Origin of the sequence: Moraxella sp. CTOTU49803 (genome assembly GCF_032097965.1) — a bacterium.
In the GTDB taxonomy this organism is placed as follows: Bacteria; Pseudomonadota; Gammaproteobacteria; order Pseudomonadales; family Moraxellaceae; genus Faucicola; species Faucicola tetraodonis.
On the sequence record NZ_DAMCJP010000009.1, the window covers coordinates 61,226 to 81,939 of the forward strand.

At 41.6% G+C, this 20,714-nt stretch carries 16 protein-coding genes; 6 read left to right on the top strand and 10 right to left on the bottom strand.

Annotated elements, in window-relative coordinates; genetic code table 11:
* Positions 1–45: 45 nt before the first annotated feature.
* Both rsmB and fmt read right to left on the bottom strand, forming a co-directional pair.
* Positions 46–1,398: a 16S rRNA (cytosine(967)-C(5))-methyltransferase RsmB gene (gene rsmB, locus RT422_RS09710; protein WP_256999081.1), complete on the bottom strand. Its 1,353-nt coding sequence runs from the start codon at positions 1,396–1,398 to the stop codon at positions 46–48.
* Positions 1,399–1,413: 15 nt separating this feature from the next.
* Positions 1,414–2,430, bottom strand: coding sequence for a methionyl-tRNA formyltransferase (gene fmt / locus RT422_RS09715; protein WP_095356251.1), 1,017 nt, complete (start codon positions 2,428–2,430; stop codon positions 1,414–1,416).
* 136 nt (positions 2,431–2,566) lie between these two features.
* Between fmt and RT422_RS09720 the strand changes: the two genes are divergently transcribed.
* Positions 2,567–5,389 (top strand): response regulator, encoded by a 2,823-nt coding sequence (locus RT422_RS09720; RefSeq protein WP_313422090.1) that lies wholly within the window; start codon positions 2,567–2,569, stop codon positions 5,387–5,389.
* Between the two features lie 122 nt (positions 5,390–5,511).
* Here RT422_RS09720 and RT422_RS09725 read toward each other — a convergent pair whose 3' ends face one another.
* The 8 genes from RT422_RS09725 to rpmH form a co-directional block, all read right to left on the bottom strand.
* Positions 5,512–6,180, bottom strand: coding sequence for a riboflavin synthase (locus RT422_RS09725; RefSeq protein WP_313422091.1), 669 nt, complete (start codon positions 6,178–6,180; stop codon positions 5,512–5,514).
* Positions 6,181–6,646: 466 nt separating this feature from the next.
* Positions 6,647–7,726 carry a bifunctional diaminohydroxyphosphoribosylaminopyrimidine deaminase/5-amino-6-(5-phosphoribosylamino)uracil reductase RibD gene (gene ribD, locus RT422_RS09730; RefSeq protein WP_313422092.1) on the bottom strand — a complete coding sequence of 360 codons (1,080 nt, stop codon included), beginning with the start codon at positions 7,724–7,726 and terminating at the stop codon, positions 6,647–6,649.
* An 8-nt stretch (positions 7,727–7,734) separates the two neighbouring features.
* A complete protein-coding gene (gene nrdR, locus RT422_RS09735; RefSeq protein ID WP_203171251.1) occupies positions 7,735–8,259 on the bottom strand; it encodes a transcriptional regulator NrdR in 525 nt (174 codons plus the stop codon).
* Between the two features lie 32 nt (positions 8,260–8,291).
* Positions 8,292–9,683 carry a tRNA uridine-5-carboxymethylaminomethyl(34) synthesis GTPase MnmE gene (mnmE, locus tag RT422_RS09740; protein ID WP_284034838.1) on the bottom strand — a complete coding sequence of 464 codons (1,392 nt, stop codon included), beginning with the start codon at positions 9,681–9,683 and terminating at the stop codon, positions 8,292–8,294.
* Positions 9,684–9,843: 160 nt separating this feature from the next.
* Complete coding sequence (yidC, locus tag RT422_RS09745) at positions 9,844–11,535, bottom strand: membrane protein insertase YidC (protein ID WP_065253944.1); 1,692 nt, start codon at positions 11,533–11,535, stop codon at positions 9,844–9,846.
* Positions 11,536–11,716: 181 nt separating this feature from the next.
* Positions 11,717–12,016, bottom strand: coding sequence for a membrane protein insertion efficiency factor YidD (yidD, locus tag RT422_RS09750; protein WP_284034837.1), 300 nt, complete (start codon positions 12,014–12,016; stop codon positions 11,717–11,719).
* Between the two features lie 63 nt (positions 12,017–12,079).
* Positions 12,080–12,517, bottom strand: coding sequence for a ribonuclease P protein component (gene rnpA / locus RT422_RS09755; protein WP_313422093.1), 438 nt, complete (start codon positions 12,515–12,517; stop codon positions 12,080–12,082).
* Positions 12,518–12,741: 224 nt separating this feature from the next.
* On the bottom strand, positions 12,742–12,876 hold the full coding sequence (gene rpmH, locus RT422_RS09760) for a 50S ribosomal protein L34 (RefSeq protein ID WP_050326012.1): 135 nt from the start codon (positions 12,874–12,876) through the stop codon (positions 12,742–12,744).
* A 501-nt stretch (positions 12,877–13,377) separates the two neighbouring features.
* Here rpmH and dnaA point away from each other — a divergent pair.
* The 5 genes from dnaA (at position 13,378) to RT422_RS09785 (ending at position 20,671) form a co-directional block, all read left to right on the top strand.
* Positions 13,378–14,718 (top strand): chromosomal replication initiator protein DnaA, encoded by a 1,341-nt coding sequence (dnaA, locus tag RT422_RS09765; protein ID WP_007116624.1) that lies wholly within the window; start codon positions 13,378–13,380, stop codon positions 14,716–14,718.
* Positions 14,719–14,821: 103 nt separating this feature from the next.
* Positions 14,822–15,997, top strand: a complete 1,176-nt coding sequence (gene dnaN / locus RT422_RS09770; RefSeq protein WP_065253946.1) for a DNA polymerase III subunit beta — start codon at positions 14,822–14,824, stop codon at positions 15,995–15,997.
* A gap of 52 nt (positions 15,998–16,049) precedes the next feature.
* The gene (gene recF / locus RT422_RS09775) at positions 16,050–17,222 is read left to right on the top strand and encodes a DNA replication/repair protein RecF (protein ID WP_095356242.1); all 1,173 of its coding nucleotides are present in this window, start codon (positions 16,050–16,052) and stop codon (positions 17,220–17,222) included.
* A gap of 262 nt (positions 17,223–17,484) precedes the next feature.
* Entirely contained in the window at positions 17,485–19,977 is a 2,493-nt protein-coding gene (gene gyrB, locus RT422_RS09780; protein WP_313422094.1) for a DNA topoisomerase (ATP-hydrolyzing) subunit B, read from the top strand.
* Positions 19,978–20,080: 103 nt separating this feature from the next.
* On the top strand, positions 20,081–20,671 hold the full coding sequence (locus tag RT422_RS09785; protein WP_284034832.1) for a manganese efflux pump MntP family protein: 591 nt from the start codon (positions 20,081–20,083) through the stop codon (positions 20,669–20,671).
* The last annotated feature ends 43 nt before the right edge of the window (positions 20,672–20,714 follow it).

The following is a 20,714-nucleotide window of genomic DNA, read 5'->3' on the forward strand; positions in this document are numbered from 1 at the left end:
GATGCAGTTTAGCATAAACCTAGCATTGCGATGAATGCCAATTTTTTAGCCACGTTTTTGCAGTAAGGCATAATAAAAGCCATCGCCATCGTTTTGATGAAGCGGTAAGCATTGATAACCGATGTCCCGTTTGATTTGGTTGGATAAATTAAGGCTAAAATCCACGATTTGCGCCTCTTTGTGGATGGCTAAAAACGCTTGTAATTGGTCTTCATTCTCTGCTTTTAACATCGAGCAAGTGATATAGAGTAGATAGCCGTTACCTGCTAAATTATGCCAACAGTTGGCTAAAATATTGGCTTGTAACGCGGCAGTTTGCCCCACATCTTCTTCGGTGCGTAGCAGTGCGATATCAGGATGGCGGCGAATCACACCTGTTGCGGTACAAGGTGCATCAAGCACTATCACATCAAATTGGGTATCTACTTGAAACGTTGTGGCATTCTCACATACCAAGTGTACATTTTCTTGGTTTAACTGCAAACGCTCAAGGTTTTGGCTTACCCGTTGTAAACGTTTTTCATCGTTGTCCAAAGCGATTACATGCGCGATATTTTGATGTTTCACGTGAAACGTTTTTGACTGCTCAAGCTCCAATAAATGCGCCAGTTTACCCCCAGGCGCAGTGCAAGCATCTAGTACCGTCAAAGATTTATCTAAGGCGAGGCTTGCCAAAATATGTGCTGATAACTGGGCATGTCTGTCTTGCACACTGACCCAGCCTTCGGCAAATTTAGGCAAATCGGTGATTCTTATAGCGTCAGTGAGTTGAATGGTTTGCACTTTCTCAAAGCCAATTAACACTAGGGCAAAACCGATGCCTTGTTGGGTTAATATATCGGCATAATCCTCTACACTACAAAACTTGCGATTGACGCGTAAGAATATGGGCGCAGGTTGGCGAAGCGCTTGCCCAAGCTCGGCATAGTATTCACCCCAATCCTGTTTGAGCTGTTTGGCAAGCCAATTGGGTAGACTGTGATTTTTCTCAATTTTTTTGGCAAATTTGGCAGGGTTTTTTTGCACCTTTCGCAGTATGGCATTGATAAGTCCAGCACCGTAACCTTTATCCAGTTGTTTGACTGCTTCGACCGTTTCACCAATTGCCGCGTAATCTGGCGTGTCCATGTACAGCAGTTGGTACAGTCCGATATTGAGTGCTGCCCATACGCCTTTGTCAGTGACTTCATGCTCAATCAAGCTTTCACCGATACGAGCGAGTGCCCACCATTGACGCAGTGTGCCAAGCAATAATTCATGGACAAAGCCTTTGTCTTTTTCGCTCACTTGGTTTAGTAGTGGGTCAAGCAAGCTAGATAATGACTCACCTTGTTGGATACGCTCGAGGGTGGCGACAACTTTGGCGCGAGTGTTAAGCTGAGAATGTAATTGGATCATGATGTGCCTAATTGGTTATGAGTGAAAAATATCACCATCTTTGAGTTTATCTCCATTGGCAATTTGCTCAGCGGTTAACGGCTTACCACCTGGCCACTGCATTTGGGTGATATTAATCAGATGTTGTACACCCTGATGTTGGTGGTTGGTCGCGTTTTTGCCACAGGCGACTAAAATTGCATTACGACCCACACTGACGATTTTACCTGCAGGTTCATGGGTTTGTTGGTCAAGTTTAATGGGCGCTGCTTCTATTATTTTGATACGCTGATTGGGGTCTTTGTTTTCATCAAGATAGGTAAAGGCATTTAACGCACGGATTTGGCGTTGAATACTGATGGCATCATTCTGCCAGTTAATTTCACCCTCTGCCGTGGTGATTTTCTCGGCATAATTAGCCAAAGCGTCGTCTTGTTTTTGCGCGTTTTGTTGATAATTTTCTAAATCAGACAACACCGTCACAATGGCTTCACCGCCTAATTTGGCTAATTTATCATGCAATAGTTGGGTAGTATCTGTGTCAGTGATTGGGCACGCTACTTTATACAGCATATCGCCCGTATCGAGTCCCTGCGCCATTTGCATAATGGTAATACCTGTAGTGTCATCACCTGCTAAAATCGCACGTTGAATGGGCGCTGCACCGCGCCAGCGTGGCAATAATGAGCCATGAATATTGATACAGCCAAATTTTGGGGTATGTAGCACGCCAAGTGGTAAAATCAATCCATAAGCCGCCACCACCATAACATCGGGTCGATAGTGTTTAAGTGTTTCACGTGAAACACTCCCATTGGTTGATTTTAAGCTAAAGCTTTCGGGTTGTTCCACCGCAATGTTATTTGCTAAGGCAAGGGCTTTCACGGGCGATGCGCTAATTTTTTGTCCACGACCAGATTTGCGGTCAGGTTGTGTATAGACTGCTACAATGTCAATATTAAGGGCTTTTTGGTGACTGATGAGTGCTTGTAAGGCGACTTTAGCAAATTCGGGCGTACCAGCAAATACGACCCTAAGCGGGGTTTGAGACATGATAAATTTCGTCTTAAATACAATAAATTTCTGCTATTATAATATGAATTGGCACAATACTTAAATCTAGCATTGTGATGATGGGTTTTTTTCTTCTACCTTCATTGACCGTTTTCTCTATTGGGTATATCACGCTGTGTCAAACCAGTTTTCTCTCTACAATCGCCCAGCAGCTCGGCGACTCATCATAACCTTAGTGGCTATCGAACTGATACTAATAGTGGCAGGTTATGGGTTGCTAGGTTTTTATGCGTTGCAGCAGCAACAGCAGCTCGGTGAAAGTTGCCTCGTTGAGCTGGTTGATAAACTCAATCATAAAATTAGCTATCATGAGTACGATTGGAGCCAAATCACTTTAGATCACCATGCGGTGATTAAAAATTATCAGTTGATTATCGTTGAGCCAACGGGTGCTACTACCGTTGTCAAAAACAACCATGACGATTTTTCTGTCCCCTTACCCAATTGGACGCTATCTGCCAAACAAAGCAATAAAATATTTTATGATGCTCGTGGCTTTGAAGTTTGGCAGAATCTGGCAGCGGGTTACCGCTTATACGTTAAAGTACAATACTTCCCGCTTTGGAATAATTTTGCCAACCCTATCTATTTGCTGCCGCTGCTACTGGGGCTTTGCCTATTTTTATATGTGATGATTCAGCTACGAAAGAGTTACGAGGTTTGGTATAAATTTCTCGATTACGCCCAAAATTTGCAATTGCAAATTAGTGAAGGTTATCAGCCTGCCAAGCTTCATGAGTTTCGTGACCACCCTGAATCGCGCTATTTGGCTCAGCTATTTAACCGATATGCTTATAAGATGGGGCAATATTATGATAAGGTTCGCGAGTTAACCTATCGACAAAATATTTTGATTGATACTTCACCAATTTTGCTATTTATCATGAGCAGAAATGGTCGGATTGTTTACTTTAATCATAAATTTTCACAAGTGTTTTATACCCCGTTTCAACCGGGTTCGATGTATATTCTCAGTGACTTTATCACCGGTGCCAATAAAACCACGCAGCAGTTACTAAATTCGCTCGAGAATATTCAGACTTATGCGACCTTACCCGTGACCAATCTACAGCGAAATCTGTATTTTGATTTACGCATTACCCCGTATTATAACCGTTTTGGTCAACTACAAGGTTATAGCTGTGGCTTACAAGATACCACCGATTATCACGATAAGCTGCAAAAAGCGTGGGTCGAAGATAAATTTACTACTGATAAACTAACCAATTTTAATAAAATGTGGGCGGTAGTGGGGCATGAATTGCGTACTCCACTCAGTGGTCTAGTCGGCATGATAGATCTACTTGCTGAAGATAAAGCACAGTTTAATAGCGAGCAACAAGAGACTATCGCAACCCTGCAACAATCTAGCTATACCATGATTCAACTGCTCAATGATATGCTTGATGTGGCCAAATTAGACGCAGGCAGGCTACAAACCAATGTCACGTCTATTGATCTCTTGCAGTTACTACGCCAAACTACCGAACTGATGCTTGGTAACGCCCGACGTCAAAAAATTAGTCTGTATATTTTTGTGGACCCATTTACCCCACGTTTTATTGATTGTGATGAAGGCAAATTACGGCAAATTATTTTAAACTTATTGACCAATGCGGTAAAATTTACCAAAGAGGGCTACGTGGCTATCACGGTTGATAAAACCGATAGCCATCACCCATTAATCAAGGCTAAAACCAGCCAAAATATGACTGTCAGCGAAGATTGGTTAAAAATAACGGTAAAAGATACCGGTTTAGGTATTAGCGAAAAAGACCAACAAAAGTTATTTTCTTATTTTGGTCAAGCCAATGATTCCATTAGTCGGCAGTTTGGCGGTACAGGGCTTGGTTTAGCTATTTCAAATAGTTTTTCACATTTATTGGGCGGGTTTATTCATTTAGAAAGTCAATTTGGTCAAGGGAGTGAATTCCAACTATTTATACCGATTCCAAAGTTTAGTCTGCAGTCTGCTTACCAATATAAAACTGGTAATTTAAGGATAACACTGATTATTATCTCGCCATTTTCTATCTTCGAGCGAGTGAATAAAGTGCTAAATTATGTGGAATTATCGCACCATATCTTTACAGCTATGGATGAAGGCGTTATCGATACGATTAATAACCTTGATTTGCAAGGCTTGATGCCGGTCTTTGTGATTGATGATGCAGCACTCAAAGCCAATAACCAGTTATTAGATCATATTGATTTTTATAATGATGCGATTAAAATTATTTTAAGCATGGAATCCCCCAAAACTTTGCCACCCGAACACCAATTACAATTTGATGGGTATTTGCAAAAACCTGCCTCTTTAAGCCAATTGATTGCGGAGGTGAATCATCTATATGATTTAAAAATCAAAAAAGAAAAAACCAACACCCATCTCCCCGTACAACTGGCATTTAAGCAATTTTTGCAGCAGTACCCTAATCTCTCTCATCCTAGCGTTAGCGTAGCATCCGCACCACCACCCGTTAATAACCCTAATCTGTTATTGGATGGACCAATTCAAGTGGTTGATGGGGGCCACACCAATCTTGAGAGCCCAAACGATGCGCATTCTTCTAGCCAAAAATTGATATTGATAGCAGAAGACAACCCGGTTAATCAAAAAATTGCCAAAAAGCATTTGGAAGCCTTGGGTTATCGCTATCTTGTAGCATCCGATGGCGAGCAAGCAGTTAAGTTACTCAGTGAAAATCGTCAGCAAATCGGCCTTGTGTTGATGGACTGTCGCATGCCAATTCTAGATGGTATTGAAGCGACGCGTATTATTCGCCTCAATAAAGATAGTGTGCCGATTGTTGCCTTAACCGCCAATGATTCTGATGATGATAGGAATATCTGTTTAGAAGCGGGCATGGACAGTTTTTTGACCAAACCCATCAACAAGCAAAAACTCATCGAAGCCATCAATCATTACATGGTCTGAGACAATAAAAAAGACCAGGTTAACTTGGTCTTTTTTTGTTTGAAGTAAAACGTTATGAGGGTCGAGTTTTAAAAGTAAATTGATTAGTGGTTTTTTGTCCATCATTATAAAGCAGTTGCGCTCTATTTGCTAAACCCATTTTGTTGTAGGAAGCTTAATGTAATGCCTTCATGATTAGAATTTGACATGTTGTCGGGTGTTGACATAAGAAGTTTTTCTAAATATCTGGCTACCACATCCACCTCGATGTTGACTTTTGTTGCCACTTTCCAATGTCTGCTTATGTTGGTGACTTGTGCTGTATGCGGGATGATATTTAAACTAATCACATTACCTTCCACCAAATTACTGGTCAGGCTAATACCATCGACTGTTACAGAACCCTTGGTAGCGACATATTTGGCAAACTCGCTTGGAATCTCAATTTCTATATAAATCGAGCGCGAATCATTTTTTATCAGTTTAACCGTACCCGTGGTATCAACATGACCGGTGACAATGTGCCCGCCAAATCGTGTGGTAGGCAACATGGCTTTTTCAAGGTTTACTACATCGCCAACTTGCCATTGTTGCATCGCTGTTTTATTGAGTGTTTCACGTGAAACATCAACAGCATACCAGTCTTTACCTTGCTCTACAACAGTGAGACAAATCCCGTTACTTGCAATCGAGTCACCCAATTTGACATCAGCAAAATCCAAATAGTCAGATTGAACTTTTAAGCGTACATCACCCTGTGTTGGCGTAATGGCAACAATTTTTCCAGTCGCTTCAATAATACCTGTGAACATTTTTTATCCTTGTTTTTTATGATATCAATGCATTTTAATGTACTTTTACAACTATCACAAATATAAAATATTATTTAGAATAATTAAATTATAATCAGCTCTCAGATATAATTTAAATTGGTCATCAGGCGTTCAAAAAATTAAAATGATAGAGGTAGCTTTTGGTGGATAACTTAACACTATGCACAACTTTTGACCTTATTTTTCTACTTATCCACTGGTCTTAATTGTGATAGATTACGGGTGTTTTGTACTATGTTTCATGTGAAACACCGCTTATAATCTAGTATTACATTAAAAAATAGCTTTAATGACTGTTTCATGTGAAACACTTATCCACAAAGAAAATCCCCTTTTAACGCTTTCATTAAATTTAGCTAACAATGTGGATAAGTTTTAAAAAGCAAAAAATATAATAATTTAACTATTTATTTCCAGCGAGATTTATCCAACCCATTATGTGGATTTACTTATCAAACCGATAAGTTAGTTTGATATCCGCACCTATTATTTCATGTGAAACCAGTGAAGCTACCATTTGTTGGTACATATGCTGTGCCGTAAAGTTAATCATGGGCTTACCACTGCTACCTAAAATGCATGGCGCTTGATACACGACTAATTCATCTACCAAACCTTGTTGTAAGAAACTAGCAGCGACCGTCGCACCTGCTTCAACTAGCACATCGTTAATTTGGTAATTGTCTTTTAAAGTGTTGAGTAGTGTGGTTAAACTCATAGTTGCGTCTTGGATAAGCAAAACGGGACGCTTGTTAATTTGACGTTGATACCATGCATCCGTCATTTGGATGCGTTGACGACGGTCAAGCACTACCAATAACGGCTGGGGCATATCGTCTAAATTTACCCCTAATTGCTGACTACGGATATTTAGCGCAGGATGGTCTTGCAGGATGGTTTCGCTACCCGTGATAATCGCCCCTGCCTGCGCTCGTAAACGCTGTACATCCTCGCGTGATTGGTCGCTGGTTATCCATTTTGACTCACCATTTGCCATCGCGGTGCGTCCATCCAGACTTGTCGCTATCTTTAAGCGCACAAAAGGCAAGCCGCCACGCATGACCTTAAAAAAGCCTTCATTTAATTGATAAGCCGCTTGCTCACAAATACCGGTAATGATTTCGATACCTGCCTGCTGCAGTTTGGCAATACCACCACCATCAACTTTAGGATTAGGATCGACAACAGCAATCACCACACGGCTAATACCCGCTTGGATTAGCGCATCAGCACAGGGCGGGGTACGTCCATGATGGCTACAAGGTTCAAGCGTGACATACGCTATTGCCCCTTGCAATTGCTTGGCATCATGCTCATACGCTTGTCGAAGGGCAAACACTTCGGCGTGGGGTTGTCCTGCTTGATAGTGAAAACCTTCGCCAATGATTTGATTATCTTTGACAATGACGCAGCCGACATTAGGATTGGGACGGGTGGTGAAACGTCCTTTTTTAGCCAGCTCAATGGCGCATGACATGTAGTATTGGTGCTGATAGCGCTCAGCAGGGGATAAAGTTGCCGTCATAATAAAACTTAGGATTGTAGATGTTTGAGCTTGTGTGGGTGAGTCAAATCTTCGATACGTTGATTGATTTCTTGTTTGTTGGCGTCCGTGGTGAGGTTTGACACCATGTGTTTAAACGCTTCAATATCTTGAAAATCACGATACACGCTAGCAAATCGAACGTAGGCGACATCGTCAATTTGACTCAACTCTTTCATGACGATTTCACCTAAAATTTTACTTGGCACCTCACGCTCGCCGAGCTGCCTGAGCTGTTTTTCAATCCGGCTAATCATAGCTTCAATGTTGTCGGTCGATATTGGACGTTTTTGTAATGGTAGCTGCACTGAGCGACGCAGTTTTTGTCCATCATACGGCTCGATACGACCATTGGATTTGATGATACGAGGCATGACCGCTTCGATAATTTCAAAGGTGGTAAATCGCTCTTGGCACGCGGCACACTGACGACGACGTCGTACTTGCGCACCTTCTGCCGCGAGTCTTGAATCAATAACTTTAGTATCTTCAGCATTACAAAATGGACAGTGCATGCGATTTCCTAGCTAAGTTTAAACCTATTACGTTATTTACCAATACAAAAACTGCCAAAAATCTTGCCCAATAAATCATCGGCGGTAAATTCACCGGTGATTTCGTTGAGGCTAATCTGTGCTTGGCGTAGGCTTTCCGCCACCAATTCACCGGCATGAAATAAATGCAGTTGCTCATCGGCTTCTTGCAGCGCCATTTGGGTACGGCGCAGCGCATCAAGATGGCGTGTTCGTGCAATCAAGCTGTTTTCAGGGGGATGAAAACCGACTTTATCACAGATTTGATTGACCAATTCCTCAAGCCCGGTATCATATTTACAAGACACATAGACGGGGTGGTAAATCTGCTCTTGTGATGAAAATTGCTTGGGCAAATTTTGGTGATTGTCGGATAAATCAATTTTATTGGCAATCATTAATATCGAATTGGCATTGGGTAAACTACCAAATAATTCGGTCGCTAATCGTAATGGCTCATGCTCACGGTGCGCATCATACACCATAAGCAGTAAATCAGCTTGGGTAATGGCTTGTCGTGCTCGCTCAATACCGGCCTGTTCCACAATATCATCAGTCTGACGCAGCCCAGCGGTATCGGTCAAATTTAGCGTTAGACCGTTTAACACAATGGTTTCTTGCAAAATATCGCGCGTTGTTCCTGCAATATCGGTCACAATGGCACGCTCTTGCCCTGCAAGACGATTGAGCAAGCTAGATTTTCCCGCATTGGGTCGCCCGGCAATCACAACTGAGACACCATCTCGCAGTAATTGCCCTTGTTTGGCAGTGGCTAACACAGTGTTTAGTTGTTCACAAACTTGGCGTAATTGTTTGGCGATATGTTCATCTGCCAAAAAATCAACCCCTTCTTCATCGGGGAAATCAATAGCGGCTTCAACATACAGCCGTAGCTGAATTAACTGCTCAAGCAGGGCATTAATTTTTTGTGAAAACTCACCAGTCAATGAGCGCATGGCACTTTTTGCGGCAGCCACACTGGTGGCATCAATGGCATCAGCAATCGCTTCTGCTTGTACCAAATCAAGCTTATCATTATCAAAAGCCCGCGCCGAAAACTCGCCCGCTACCGCTTGATTTGCACCCAATTCAAACACACGGGTCAAAAGCTGCTGCTGCAAAATCATGCCACCGTGACCTTGCAACTCAATCACATCTTCACCGGTAAAAGAATGGGGGGTAGGGAAATATAACACCAATCCCTCATCAATCACCGTATCATCACTATCATAAAATCGGCAAAAATGGGCAAATCGCGGTTTGAAAGCTTGACGACCGGTTAACGCCAAGGCAATTTGGTAACTGTTTGGACCTGATAGGCGTATCACACCAACCCCGCCACGACCCATTGGTGTTGCAATGGCGGCAATGGTTGAAGTAAGCATTGTTTGAGAGTTATTTAACATAGTTTTTTACAATCTAACATTTTGGGTAGTCAGCATTGACTTAATGCTGATATTTTAACATCCGTTCACTGATTACAACATGATTATTTTTTGCCAATAAAAAACCCTTTAAACAACTGTTTAAAGGGCGGTTAAAGTATCAAGTTACGGTTCGATGGATTTAAACCACGTTACGTGCTGCCTCTTTTGCCGCTTGCTCACGCTCAACTTTCTTATTGATAAAGTATTGCTGCGCCATACTAAACAAGTTGTTGACCGTCCAATAAAGCACTAGACCCGCTGGGAAGAATAGCATAAACACGGTGAAAATAATCGGCATAAATTTCATCACACGGGCTTGCATAGGATCTTGCGGCTGCGGGTTTAGCATTTGCTGGAAAAACATCGCCGCGCCCATAATCAGTGGCAAGATAAACAATGGATCCATAGATGATAAGTCGCGAATCCAACCAATCCAAGGGGCATGACGTAATTGGACCGATTCAACCAGTACCCAATACAACGCCAAGAAAATCGGCATTTGCAGTAATACAGGTAAACAACCTGCCATTGGGTTAACTTTTTCTTCTTTGTAGATGCGCATCATCTCTTGTGACATACGCATACGGTCATCACCATATTCTTCTTTTAAGGCTTGCAACCTTGGGGCAACTGCGCGCATTTTTGCCATCGAGTGATAGCTTTTATTGGCAATTGGCATCAATGCGATTTTAACCAATAAAGTGAGTACAATAATTGACCAACCCCAGTTGCCCAATACTTTATGCACATTATCCAAAATCCAAAATAGCACTTTTGAAATCGGCCATAAGATACCGTAATCAACAGTTTTATCTAACCCCTCTGCCAAAGGTTTTAGGTTGGTTTGAATTTTTGGACCGGCATACAAGGCAGACGTTAACGTCACTTGCTTGTTGGGAGCAACTGACACAGGGTTACTGGTAAACCCGATGATGTGATCTTTGCCAACTTCACGGCTATAAAAATTTGCTGTGTAATCCTTTGGCATCCAAGCGGTGACAAAATAGTGCTGTACCATGCCAATCCAGCCTTTATCACTGCTGGCTTTTAAACCCTCATTGAAATTACCAAACTTGAGTTTGTTATAAGGCTGATCTGGTGTACCCCATGCGCCCCCTAGGTAAGTCGATAGGCTAATTGCGCCTTTGTCACCTTTACCCGGGTCTTCACTATTATCACGTTTTAACTGCGCATACATTTGTCCTTGCCAAGGCTGCGTGCCGTTATTGGTGATGTTATAGCTAACGTTGATAGGATATTGACCTTTGGTAAACTTATAGGATTTGATGATAGTTACACCATCTTTTTGATAAGTTAAAGGCACGACCAATTCGGCTTGATTGGGCTGCATGACAAATTGGTTACTAGGCGCGGTAAAAGTCGCACGACCATTGCTATTATCAATACCATTGGCGCCAATTAACCCTGACTGAGCCACATATACGCGATTACTATCTTCTTCAAGGAGTACAAATGGCTGTTTGCTATCTAATGTCTGGGTCTGCTCTCGAAGCGCGGCGTATACCACATCGCCACCGACTGGATTAATACGAATATCATATTTGTCCGTCATCACACTAATGAGCTGTGCGCCCGTTTGCTGGGTAGTAGCAGCTGGGGTTGACGTGGTTGCTGTTGCCGTGGGAATATCGCCCGTTGGCGTATTTGAAGCCCCCGCCACTGGCACATCATTACTACTGACGGCTGTGGTTGTTGGGGTTATCGCCACGGGTTTATTTACATTGGTATAATCATCCCGCCATGCCAGAATCAGCAAATAACCCGTAATTAACATTGCGATAATAATCAATGTCCGTAAAATTTTTTGCATATATAGCTATCCTATCTAATGATATTGCTTGAAATCACTAGTTGCTAATAAAGGAAAAACAATTAAAAAATAGAAGACATTCTACTAAAAAAAAGTTAAAAAAGATATTCCATAAATAGTTGACTCAATTACGCTATTTAAGACTCGCAACAAGTTTTTATAATTTCATCAACCCAATAAATTAATGATAGTGATAAGCATATACCAAAAAGTAAGACGGCAATGTGTCAATATAATGATAACGGTAGCGATATAATGGCTTAGGGACAAAATCAATGCCATGCCCACCCCAAGGATGACAACGTGCGATACGCTTGGCTGTTAATAATCCACCCCGGTACCCCCCATGCAATCTTACCGCCTCTAAACCATAACTAGAACACGTTGGATAAAAGCGGCAACGAGGTGCCAACCAGGGACTAATCAAACGCTGATAAAATATAATCATCAACAGCAAAAATTTTGCTAATAATTTATCCATGGATTAAACCCAGATTTTTTATTACCTTCATTGGAGTAAAGATATTACGAACTGCCGCTAAAATTAATTCCGCTTCAACTTTCCAATCTTATCATTGATTAAGTTAAAGCCCATCGCTAATTGCTGGACAATTGCTTGATTTTTCATATCATCGGAAAACTGCTTGATAGTTAATAAAATATCAACTTGGGCATTTAGCTGGTGCTGATGCAACCGAAAATACTCTCGCGTTAATCGCTTAATACGATTTCTTTCATGGGCACGTTTGACTTTCTTTTTAGTAATCGCAAGACCCAACCGATTTACTGCAGCTTGTCTTTGGCTATCAGCTAAAACCACTTTGACGAATAACAACAGATTAGGTTGATGAATTTTAAAAACGACAACATGCTGTGACTGATCTTCACCAGTTTTGGTATGACGACCCGACATCGTTTTAAAATCTTTGGGCGTTAGCAGCCGCTGTGATTTATCAAATTTAAAAGGTTTGTCTGCAGTCATGAGGATAAGTCCAAATCAATACCAAAGCACCATTAAAAGCTATCAAGATTTGATGGATAGGGTAAAAACAGGCTGAAATAATAGAGTAGAGGAGTACGCTAAGCGTAGGTTACGAACGGACTTCGGGTATAACAATAAAAAAAGCGATATAAGAAGTATATCGCTTTTTACTATAACCTGTTTTAATGTCAACATTATCATTAAATCAAGTTAAGAAATAGACATTACACCGTTAAACGATGACGGCCTTTAGCGCGACGACGAGCTAAAACTTGACGGCCATTCTTGGTAGCCATACGAGCACGGAAACCGTGAGTACGTTTACGTTTGATTACGCTTGGTTGGAAAGTGCGTTTCATGCGATTCACCTTGGCTAAATTTACGTGATATTTAACCGATAACGGTTAAAATACAAAATTTCAAAACAGTTAATCTAGTATTATCCTTAATTTTAACCAATAGGTCAAGGATAACTAAGATTATTGGTTAATTTCTTTCTTTAAATCACAGACACAATCAATTATTTTGTTTATTTAAAATAACATTTTTGTATAACAAATACCATTCAACAAAAGTTATCCACAAAAAATTATTTTATTATTATATATTTAATAAGTATTATTTATTATTATTAAGCAGGTCTATTTCTGTGGATATTTAACTAAAAATTATAAAAAAACAAATATTTGCCATGTTGATAAGTATGTATATAAACCGTTGATAGCTTGTTAGTAATTTCCTGTTTTTACTTATCAACAATTATATCCACATTGTTATCCACAATAATTTTATTTGTAAAATCGCTGTTTTATGATACATTACACCAATTTTGAAGATGCTTGGATTAGGAAAGCAAAGTTATGGCTGATGCATTATGGCTTAAGTGCGTTGACGAATTAAAATATCAAGTACCTGATAATATTTTTACCATGTGGATTCGCCCATTATCCGCCTCGATGCATAATAACACGATGGTTGTCAATGTACCTAACCAGTACTTTGCCAGTTATGTTGAAAAAAATCATTTAAGTCAAATTCAAACGATTTTACAACAGCTTGAGCCCACCTTACCGATTCAGGTGCAAATTCAAATTGATAAGGGTAACGCAATCACCGACGCCGTTAGTAAACAAGAGTTTGGTGAGCAAAAAGTGACACTGGTAAAAACTGAGCAGCAACGCTCCTTTCAGTATATCGATCCGCATTTTACGTTTGACCAATTCGTAACCGCAAAATCCAATCAAATTGCTTATAGTATTTGCCGAGAGACTGCTAACAACTTGGGTCAATCTAAAAATAATCCGCTGTTTATTTATGGTGCGACAGGTTTGGGAAAAACCCATTTGATGCAAGCAATTGCCCATGAGATTTTAAAGCAAGGCAAAAGTTTTTATTACTTTACTTCCGATAAGTTTGTCAACCAGCTGGTGCATTCATTAAGAACACAAAAAATCGATGAGTTCAAAGATAAAATTAAAAAAGCCGATTTGTTGATTATTGATGATATTCATGTGATTGCCGGCAAGCAAAAAAGTAGCGAGCAGTTTTTGCTATTGCTCAATGACTTTATGAGCAAAAATAAACAGGTGATTTTGGCATCCGATAAACACCCGAGTGCACTGACTGATTTTGACGAGCGTTTAAAGTCACGTCTAGCTTGGGGGGTGGCCGTGGCGTTAGAGCCGCCAGAGCTAGAAACCCGTATTCAAATTTTGCAAAAAAAATCCAAGGCGCAAGAGGTGATTTTGCCAAAAGAGTGCGCTATTTTTATCGCTCAGCATATCATCGCCAATGTGCGAGAATTGGAAGGCGCGCTCAACAAAGTTTTAGCCATTTCCCGTCTGCTCAATCAGCCTATCCATTTAGAACTGGTACAAATGGCGTTAAAAGATTTGATTGCCATGCGTGTACAAGCGGTCAGTATGGATAATATTCGTAAAGTTGTTGCTGAGTTTTATGATATCTCAGTCAAAGACTTAATGGGTAAAAAGCGTTTACGTCATATCGCTCGTCCGCGGCAAGTGGCTATGAGTTTAGCACGTGAACTAACCAACAACAGCTTTACAGAAATTGGTCAATCATTTGGCGGTCGCGACCATACCACGGTGATGCACGCCTGTGAGAAAGTTCAAGAACTTTGTGTCAGCGATCTGATGTTTGATAAGGATTATCGCTCATTAAAATTAATGTTACAGACCTAGTATTTTGTTAACTCGATTAAAAAGATTTTTAGTTAATTACCCCGTATAATAGATTGTAATTTTTCCATTTGTTAAACCATTCATTTTGATTTGAGGCGGTGCCATGCAATTAGTAATCTCTCGCGATTTGTTACTACAAGCGATTAATTTAATTTCAAAAGCCGCTGACAAACGCCATAACATGGTGATTTTGGGGAATATGAAATTGGCGTTAACCGACTCTCAATTGGTGATGGTAGCGTCAGATTTGGAGCTTGAATTACAAGCCACCCTTAATTTGCCAGCATCGGCGTGCAAACAACCAGGTGAAATCACCGTTCCTGCCAACAAATTCAAAGATATCGTAAAATTATTGCCCGACGGTTTACCGGTCTCTATCACTGTCGCTAACGACAATCAGTGTTTAATTGTCTGCGGTAGTAGTCGTTTTAAACTCAGCACTTTGCCTGCCCAAGACTTTCCCCTATTGGGTGAGCCCGAGCAAGTCACGCCTATCCAATTGGGCCGTGAAGACCTAGTCGATTTGCTCGATAAAACGCATTTTGCGATGGCAGTGCAAGACGTGCGTTACTATCTCACCGGTATGCTGTTTGAGGTTAAAGAGCGGCAATTGGCGACAGTATCGACCGATGGTCACCGTTTGGCATTGGCACGTACTGTGATAGCGTGTGATGAGAGCGTGGCACTTGATGCAATTTTACCAAGAAAAGCTGTACTTGAATTACAACGTTTGTTAGCAGAGCTTAAACGCATGCTACCGAATCAAGACAATAAAATCACCCTCAATGTCGGCCGTGAATTTTTACAAGTCTTACTACCCTTTGGTGAAGTCGATAGTACAGGACAGCTAAAAAATGCCATCATGGTGGCTTTTACCGCACGCCTGATTGATGGTAAGTTTCCCGATTATCGCCGCGTCATGCCGTCGTCAACCAACAAACTTGCCCGTATCAGCCAAGAGCAATTAGCGAATGTGCTTCGCCGCGTGGCTATTTTGAGTAATGAGAAATCGCGTGGCGTAATTTTTGATTTTTCAGGTGATAACAATTTGATGGTGCGTGCTAGCAATGCTGAGCAAGATGAAGCCAGTGAGCAGCTTGAGGTTAAATACCAAGGTGAGCCATTAGAAATATCATTCAATGTGGCTTATTTGCTAGATGTACTTAATGTATTGCAAGGGGAAATTGACTTTCATATGAGCCAAGCCAATGCTTCGGTATTGGTACAGCAAGTCAACGATAGCAAACACGAGTTTGTAGTTATGCCAATGCGTATTTAGTCAGCGGGCAAATTTTTTTCAATTTAGTGATGAGTAGTCAAGTAGATAAATCATGCAAATTATTGAATTAGCTATTCATCATTTTCGCAATCTTCACACGATTGAATTACAACCCAGCAGTTGTAATGTGTTCTTGGGTCAAAATGGCAGCGGGAAAACGTCGCTATTAGAAAGCATCTATTTATTATCGCGCGGCAAAAGTTTTCGCCATCATCAACCGAGGCATTATATTGAGCATGGTTTTAGCGATACGACGGTTTTTGCTAGGCTCAATCATGATCAAACGGTCGCTATTGCCAAATCCCAAGACGCTACCACGCAATTGCGACTCAATGGGCAGTCGCTTGTCACCCAAAGCCCACTTGCGCAGCTGCTACCCACACTATTACTCGAGCCTGTGAGCCTTGCCCAACTAGAGGACGGTAGTCAAGCAAGGCGTGAAATGTTAGATTGGTTAGGGTTTCACGTGGAACAATCATTCCACTCCAATTGGCTGTCTTATCAGCGTCTACTAAAACAACGCAATAGCTTATTAAAGCAAAATGTTGGCAACGTCTCATTAACTAGCCTGCAACAGCAAGAACTGTCAGCTTGGGATTACCAGCTCAGTCAACATGCAGAGAAAATTCACCAAGCAAGGGCCCACATCATTGAACAATGGCAGCCCCATTTTTTGGCGCAAGTGCAAAAATTTTTACCCCAGTATGCCGAAAAATTACGATTGCGTTATACCCCGGGGTTTGATACTGAAGCTGGCTTAGCCATTACCTTAGCCAATCGTTTAGCATCTGACATTGAGCTTGGCTATACGCGTATGGGATGCCATCGGGCTGATATCAATGTTGTGCTAGATTTAGTGCATACCGATGCAGCAGGGCATAAGCACAAGCAGACATTGCTTGCCACCGATATGCTGTCACGGGGTGAAAAAAAATTATTGGTCATGGCGCTTCGCTTATCGCAGTTGCCGTTACTCAATCAGGTCGATAAAGTACCCTTGGTATTGGTGGACGATATCACAGCGGAATTAGATAATGACGCACTTATGTTGTTATTAACTGGCTTAAAACAAGTGAATTCACAGCTGTTTATCACCAGTCTCACCCAAGATATCGTTGAGAGTATTCAAAAGATTTGGCAGGATAATATAAAACTGTTTCACGTGGAACAGGGAAGTGTTAGACAATTATCCCTTGAAGCACAAGGCATTCAAAATGACCTATGAAAACCAATAATATTTTTAGGTGACTAAGGTTAGATGATTAAGTATTTTTTCAAACTGATGTAACTTAAACTCCTTCTTTTTTAGCTCAGCTAAATCACCATTTTGCCTCTCATAAGCGGGGATATTCAGTGACTTTTCCCCTAAAATTTGCTACAATAAACCCTTTATTTTTCGCCAAAAAACTAAGAAAAAAATCAACGATTTTGACCATAAAATCGAGTATGTTCTGACGTTTTTGCCATGCAAAACTTATGGAGTCATCATGACTGATACATCTGCGAATGTAGCCGATCAGACACAACAATCTATTACCCAATCAAGTCATCAAGAAAATAAAGCCTATGGTTCTGATAGTATCCGCGTACTTCGTGGCTTAGAAGCCGTCCGTGTACGCCCTGGTATGTACATTGGCGATACCGACGATGGCACAGGTTTGCATCATATGGTGTTTGAAGTGGTGGATAACGCCATTGATGAAGCTTTGGCGGGTCACTGTGATCAAATTGATATTATCATCCATGAAGATGAATCGGTCAGCGTCAAAGACAATGGACGCGGTATTCCTGTCGATATTCACCCAGAAGAAGGGGTGTCAGCCGCACAGGTTATCATGACAGTACTGCATGCGGGCGGTAAATTTGACGACAACAGTTATAAAGTCTCAGGTGGGTTGCACGGTGTCGGTGTCTCAGTGGTTAATGCGTTATCAAAAAAACTGGTGCTCGATATCTGGCGTGATGGCTACCACTATAGCCAAACGTATGCTGATGGTGAGCCTGTAGCGCCTATCGAGCAGCTTGAAACCACCCAGCAAACAGGCACACAAGTGCGTTTTTATCCAAGCGATGATATTTTTACAGGCACGATTTTTGATTTTGAAATTCTCGCCAAGCGTTTACGCGAATTGTCGTTTTTAAACTCGGGTGTACGCATCGTATTGACGGATGAGCGCGATGACAAACGCCATGAGTTTGAACACGTTGGCGGTCTATCTGAGTTCGTCCATTACATCAATGCGGGCAAAACTGGATTAAATGAGGTGTTTCATTTTACCAGCGAAGAAAATGACGGTATCAGCGTCGAAGTAGCATTGCAATGGACAGATAGCTACAACGAAAAAGTATTATGCTTTACCAACAATATCCCGCAAAAAGATGGTGGTACCCACCTTTCTGGTTTTCGTTCGGCATTAACACGCTGCCTAAATAGCTATATGGATAGCGAAAACTTGATGAAAAAAGAAAAAGTTGCGGTAACAGGTGACGATGCGCGGGAAGGTCTAACGGCGATTATTTCTGTCAAAGTACCTGACCCAAAATTCTCAAGCCAAACCAAAGACAAACTGGTATCGAGTGAAGTCAAACCCGCGGTTGAATCAGCCATGCACGATAAGTTTAGCGCTTACTTGCTTGAAAATCCCAATGCGGCCAAAGGGATTGCTGGTAAAATCATCGATGCCGCCCGTGCGCGAGAAGCTGCGCGTAAAGCTCGTGAAATGACCCGCCGTAAAACCACCCTTGATATCGCAGGTCTGCCAGGCAAACTTGCTGATTGCCAAGAAAAAGACCCCGCGATGTCAGAGCTGTACATTGTGGAAGGGGACTCGGCAGGCGGTTCTGCCAAACAAGGGCGTAACCGTAAGATGCAGGCGATTTTACCGCTGAAAGGTAAAATTCTAAACGTAGAACGTGCGCGTTTTGATAAGATGCTATCGTCGCAGGAAGTGGGTACCTTGATTACCGCATTGGGTACAGGCATCGGACCTGATGAGTACAATCCTGATAAATTACGCTATCACAAAATTATCATCATGACCGATGCGGACGTGGATGGTTCACATATTCGCACCTTGCTCCTGACGTTCTTTTTCCGTCAAACCCCAGAGCTATTAGAACGTGGTCATATTTATATTGCGCAGCCACCACTGTATAAAGTGAAAAAAGGCCGCCAAGAATTGTATGTTAAAGATGATGAAGCGTTAAAGGCCTATTTGTTGTCGTCAACCATTGACGATACCCAGTTGCATTTGAGTGAAGGTACGCCTGCGGTCACAGGGCAAGCGCTAGAAACCTTGCTCAATGATTATAACCAAACTCAGACCATCAAAAACCGTTTGCAAATCAAATATCCAAGCGCCGTATTGGATGCGTTGGCAATCACCAGCAAGCTTAGCATACCGATGATTGAAGATGAAGCGCAAATGCGAAATTGGGTAGAAGCGTTAGCGCAGAATTTAGCAGTGACGGCAGACGGATTAGACCCACAAATTGAATTAGAGTCCTTTAGCAAACAAGAAGGCGATCATCAAAAAACCTATTATCTACCGCGCGTGACGATTTTTATCCATCAGTTGCCACACGCATACTTGTTAGATACCGCATTTATTGGTTCAGGTGAGTATAGCCGTTTGCATCGCTTGACCAGCCAGTGGAAAGACATGTTGTCAGATACCGCTTATATCGCTAAAAGTGATAAAAAACTGCCGATCAAAGACATGGGTTATCTATGGCAATTTATCATGAGTTATGCGCGCCGTGGTTTAGCGATTCAGCGTTATAAAGGGCTAGGGGAGATGAACGCTGATCAATTGTGGGAAACCACAATGGACCCAGAAAACCGCCATATGCTAAAAGTCACCATTGAAGATGCGATTGCTGCTGACCATTTGTTTTCGTGTCTGATGGGGGATGATGTAGAACCGCGTCGTGCCTTTATTGAGGAGAACGCGTTAACGGTGACCAACTTAGATATTTAACCCAATTTTAGGATCGTGTTTTAATACTTTAATACAATGGAAACCACCTTATGTTGTAATAAGGTGGTTTTATTTCAGCTAGAATTTTTAAAAGAGATATCACATGATTGCTTTATTACTGCTAGCGATAGCCTTATCGATGGATGCGTTTGCTGTGGCGATTGGACTCGGTGCCAAACACCGCCAAGATACGAGCAAAATTGCGGTTATGGCGGGCGTATATTTTGGCGTCTTTCAAGGTTTGATGCCGTTGATTGGTTATCTCGGTGGACGTTCAATCTTAGGATTTATCGCAAATTGGGCGCCTTGGATTGCGTGCATTATTTTGGTGGGGCTTGGTGGAAAAATGCTGTATGAAGCCTTATCTGGCGATGATGAAGCTGCGTCATCACAAGATTCCACCCCGCACAATATTGCGTTAGATATCGCCAATGATCCCAATGTTGTCATCACCCATAAAACTATGACTACTTTAGCGATTGCAACCAGTATTGATGCAATGGCAGCCGGATTTACCTTAAATTTAATCCCAGTCAATCCTTATGTATCCTGTGCAGTAATTGCCGTAGTAACAGGGATTTTTAGCTTTATTGGCGTCTTTATGGGCAAGCAATCAGGTACGTGGCTTGAGAGTAAAGCTGAAATTTTTGGTGGGTTAGTGTTAATCGGTATTGGCATTAAAATGGTACTTTAATAGACTAGCTTTTTTGTCCTTAATTTTAATAGTCAAATAAAAA

Bases quoted from the DNA above. Each gene is read 5' to 3' on its own strand.
- mnmE (WP_284034838.1), bottom strand. From the start codon at position 9,683: ATGTTAAATAACTCTCAAACAATGCTTACTTCAACCATTGCCGCCATT.
- RT422_RS09725 (WP_313422091.1), bottom strand. From the start codon at position 6,180: ATGTTCACAGGTATTATTGAAGCGACTGGAAAAATTGTTGCCATTACG.
- RT422_RS09785 (WP_284034832.1), top strand. From the start codon at position 20,081: ATGATTGCTTTATTACTGCTAGCGATAGCCTTATCGATGGATGCGTTT.
- yidD (WP_284034837.1), bottom strand. From the start codon at position 12,016: ATGGATAAATTATTAGCAAAATTTTTGCTGTTGATGATTATATTTTAT.
- nrdR (WP_203171251.1), bottom strand. From the start codon at position 8,259: ATGCACTGTCCATTTTGTAATGCTGAAGATACTAAAGTTATTGATTCA.
- dnaA (WP_007116624.1), top strand. From the start codon at position 13,378: ATGGCTGATGCATTATGGCTTAAGTGCGTTGACGAATTAAAATATCAA.
- rnpA (WP_313422093.1), bottom strand. From the start codon at position 12,517: ATGACTGCAGACAAACCTTTTAAATTTGATAAATCACAGCGGCTGCTA.
- ribD (WP_313422092.1), bottom strand. From the start codon at position 7,726: ATGACGGCAACTTTATCCCCTGCTGAGCGCTATCAGCACCAATACTAC.
- recF (WP_095356242.1), top strand. From the start codon at position 16,050: ATGCAAATTATTGAATTAGCTATTCATCATTTTCGCAATCTTCACACG.
- yidC (WP_065253944.1), bottom strand. From the start codon at position 11,535: ATGCAAAAAATTTTACGGACATTGATTATTATCGCAATGTTAATTACG.
- rpmH (WP_050326012.1), bottom strand. From the start codon at position 12,876: ATGAAACGCACTTTCCAACCAAGCGTAATCAAACGTAAACGTACTCAC.
- dnaN (WP_065253946.1), top strand. From the start codon at position 14,822: ATGCAATTAGTAATCTCTCGCGATTTGTTACTACAAGCGATTAATTTA.
- rsmB (WP_256999081.1), bottom strand. From the start codon at position 1,398: ATGATCCAATTACATTCTCAGCTTAACACTCGCGCCAAAGTTGTCGCC.
- fmt (WP_095356251.1), bottom strand. From the start codon at position 2,430: ATGTCTCAAACCCCGCTTAGGGTCGTATTTGCTGGTACGCCCGAATTT.
- gyrB (WP_313422094.1), top strand. From the start codon at position 17,485: ATGACTGATACATCTGCGAATGTAGCCGATCAGACACAACAATCTATT.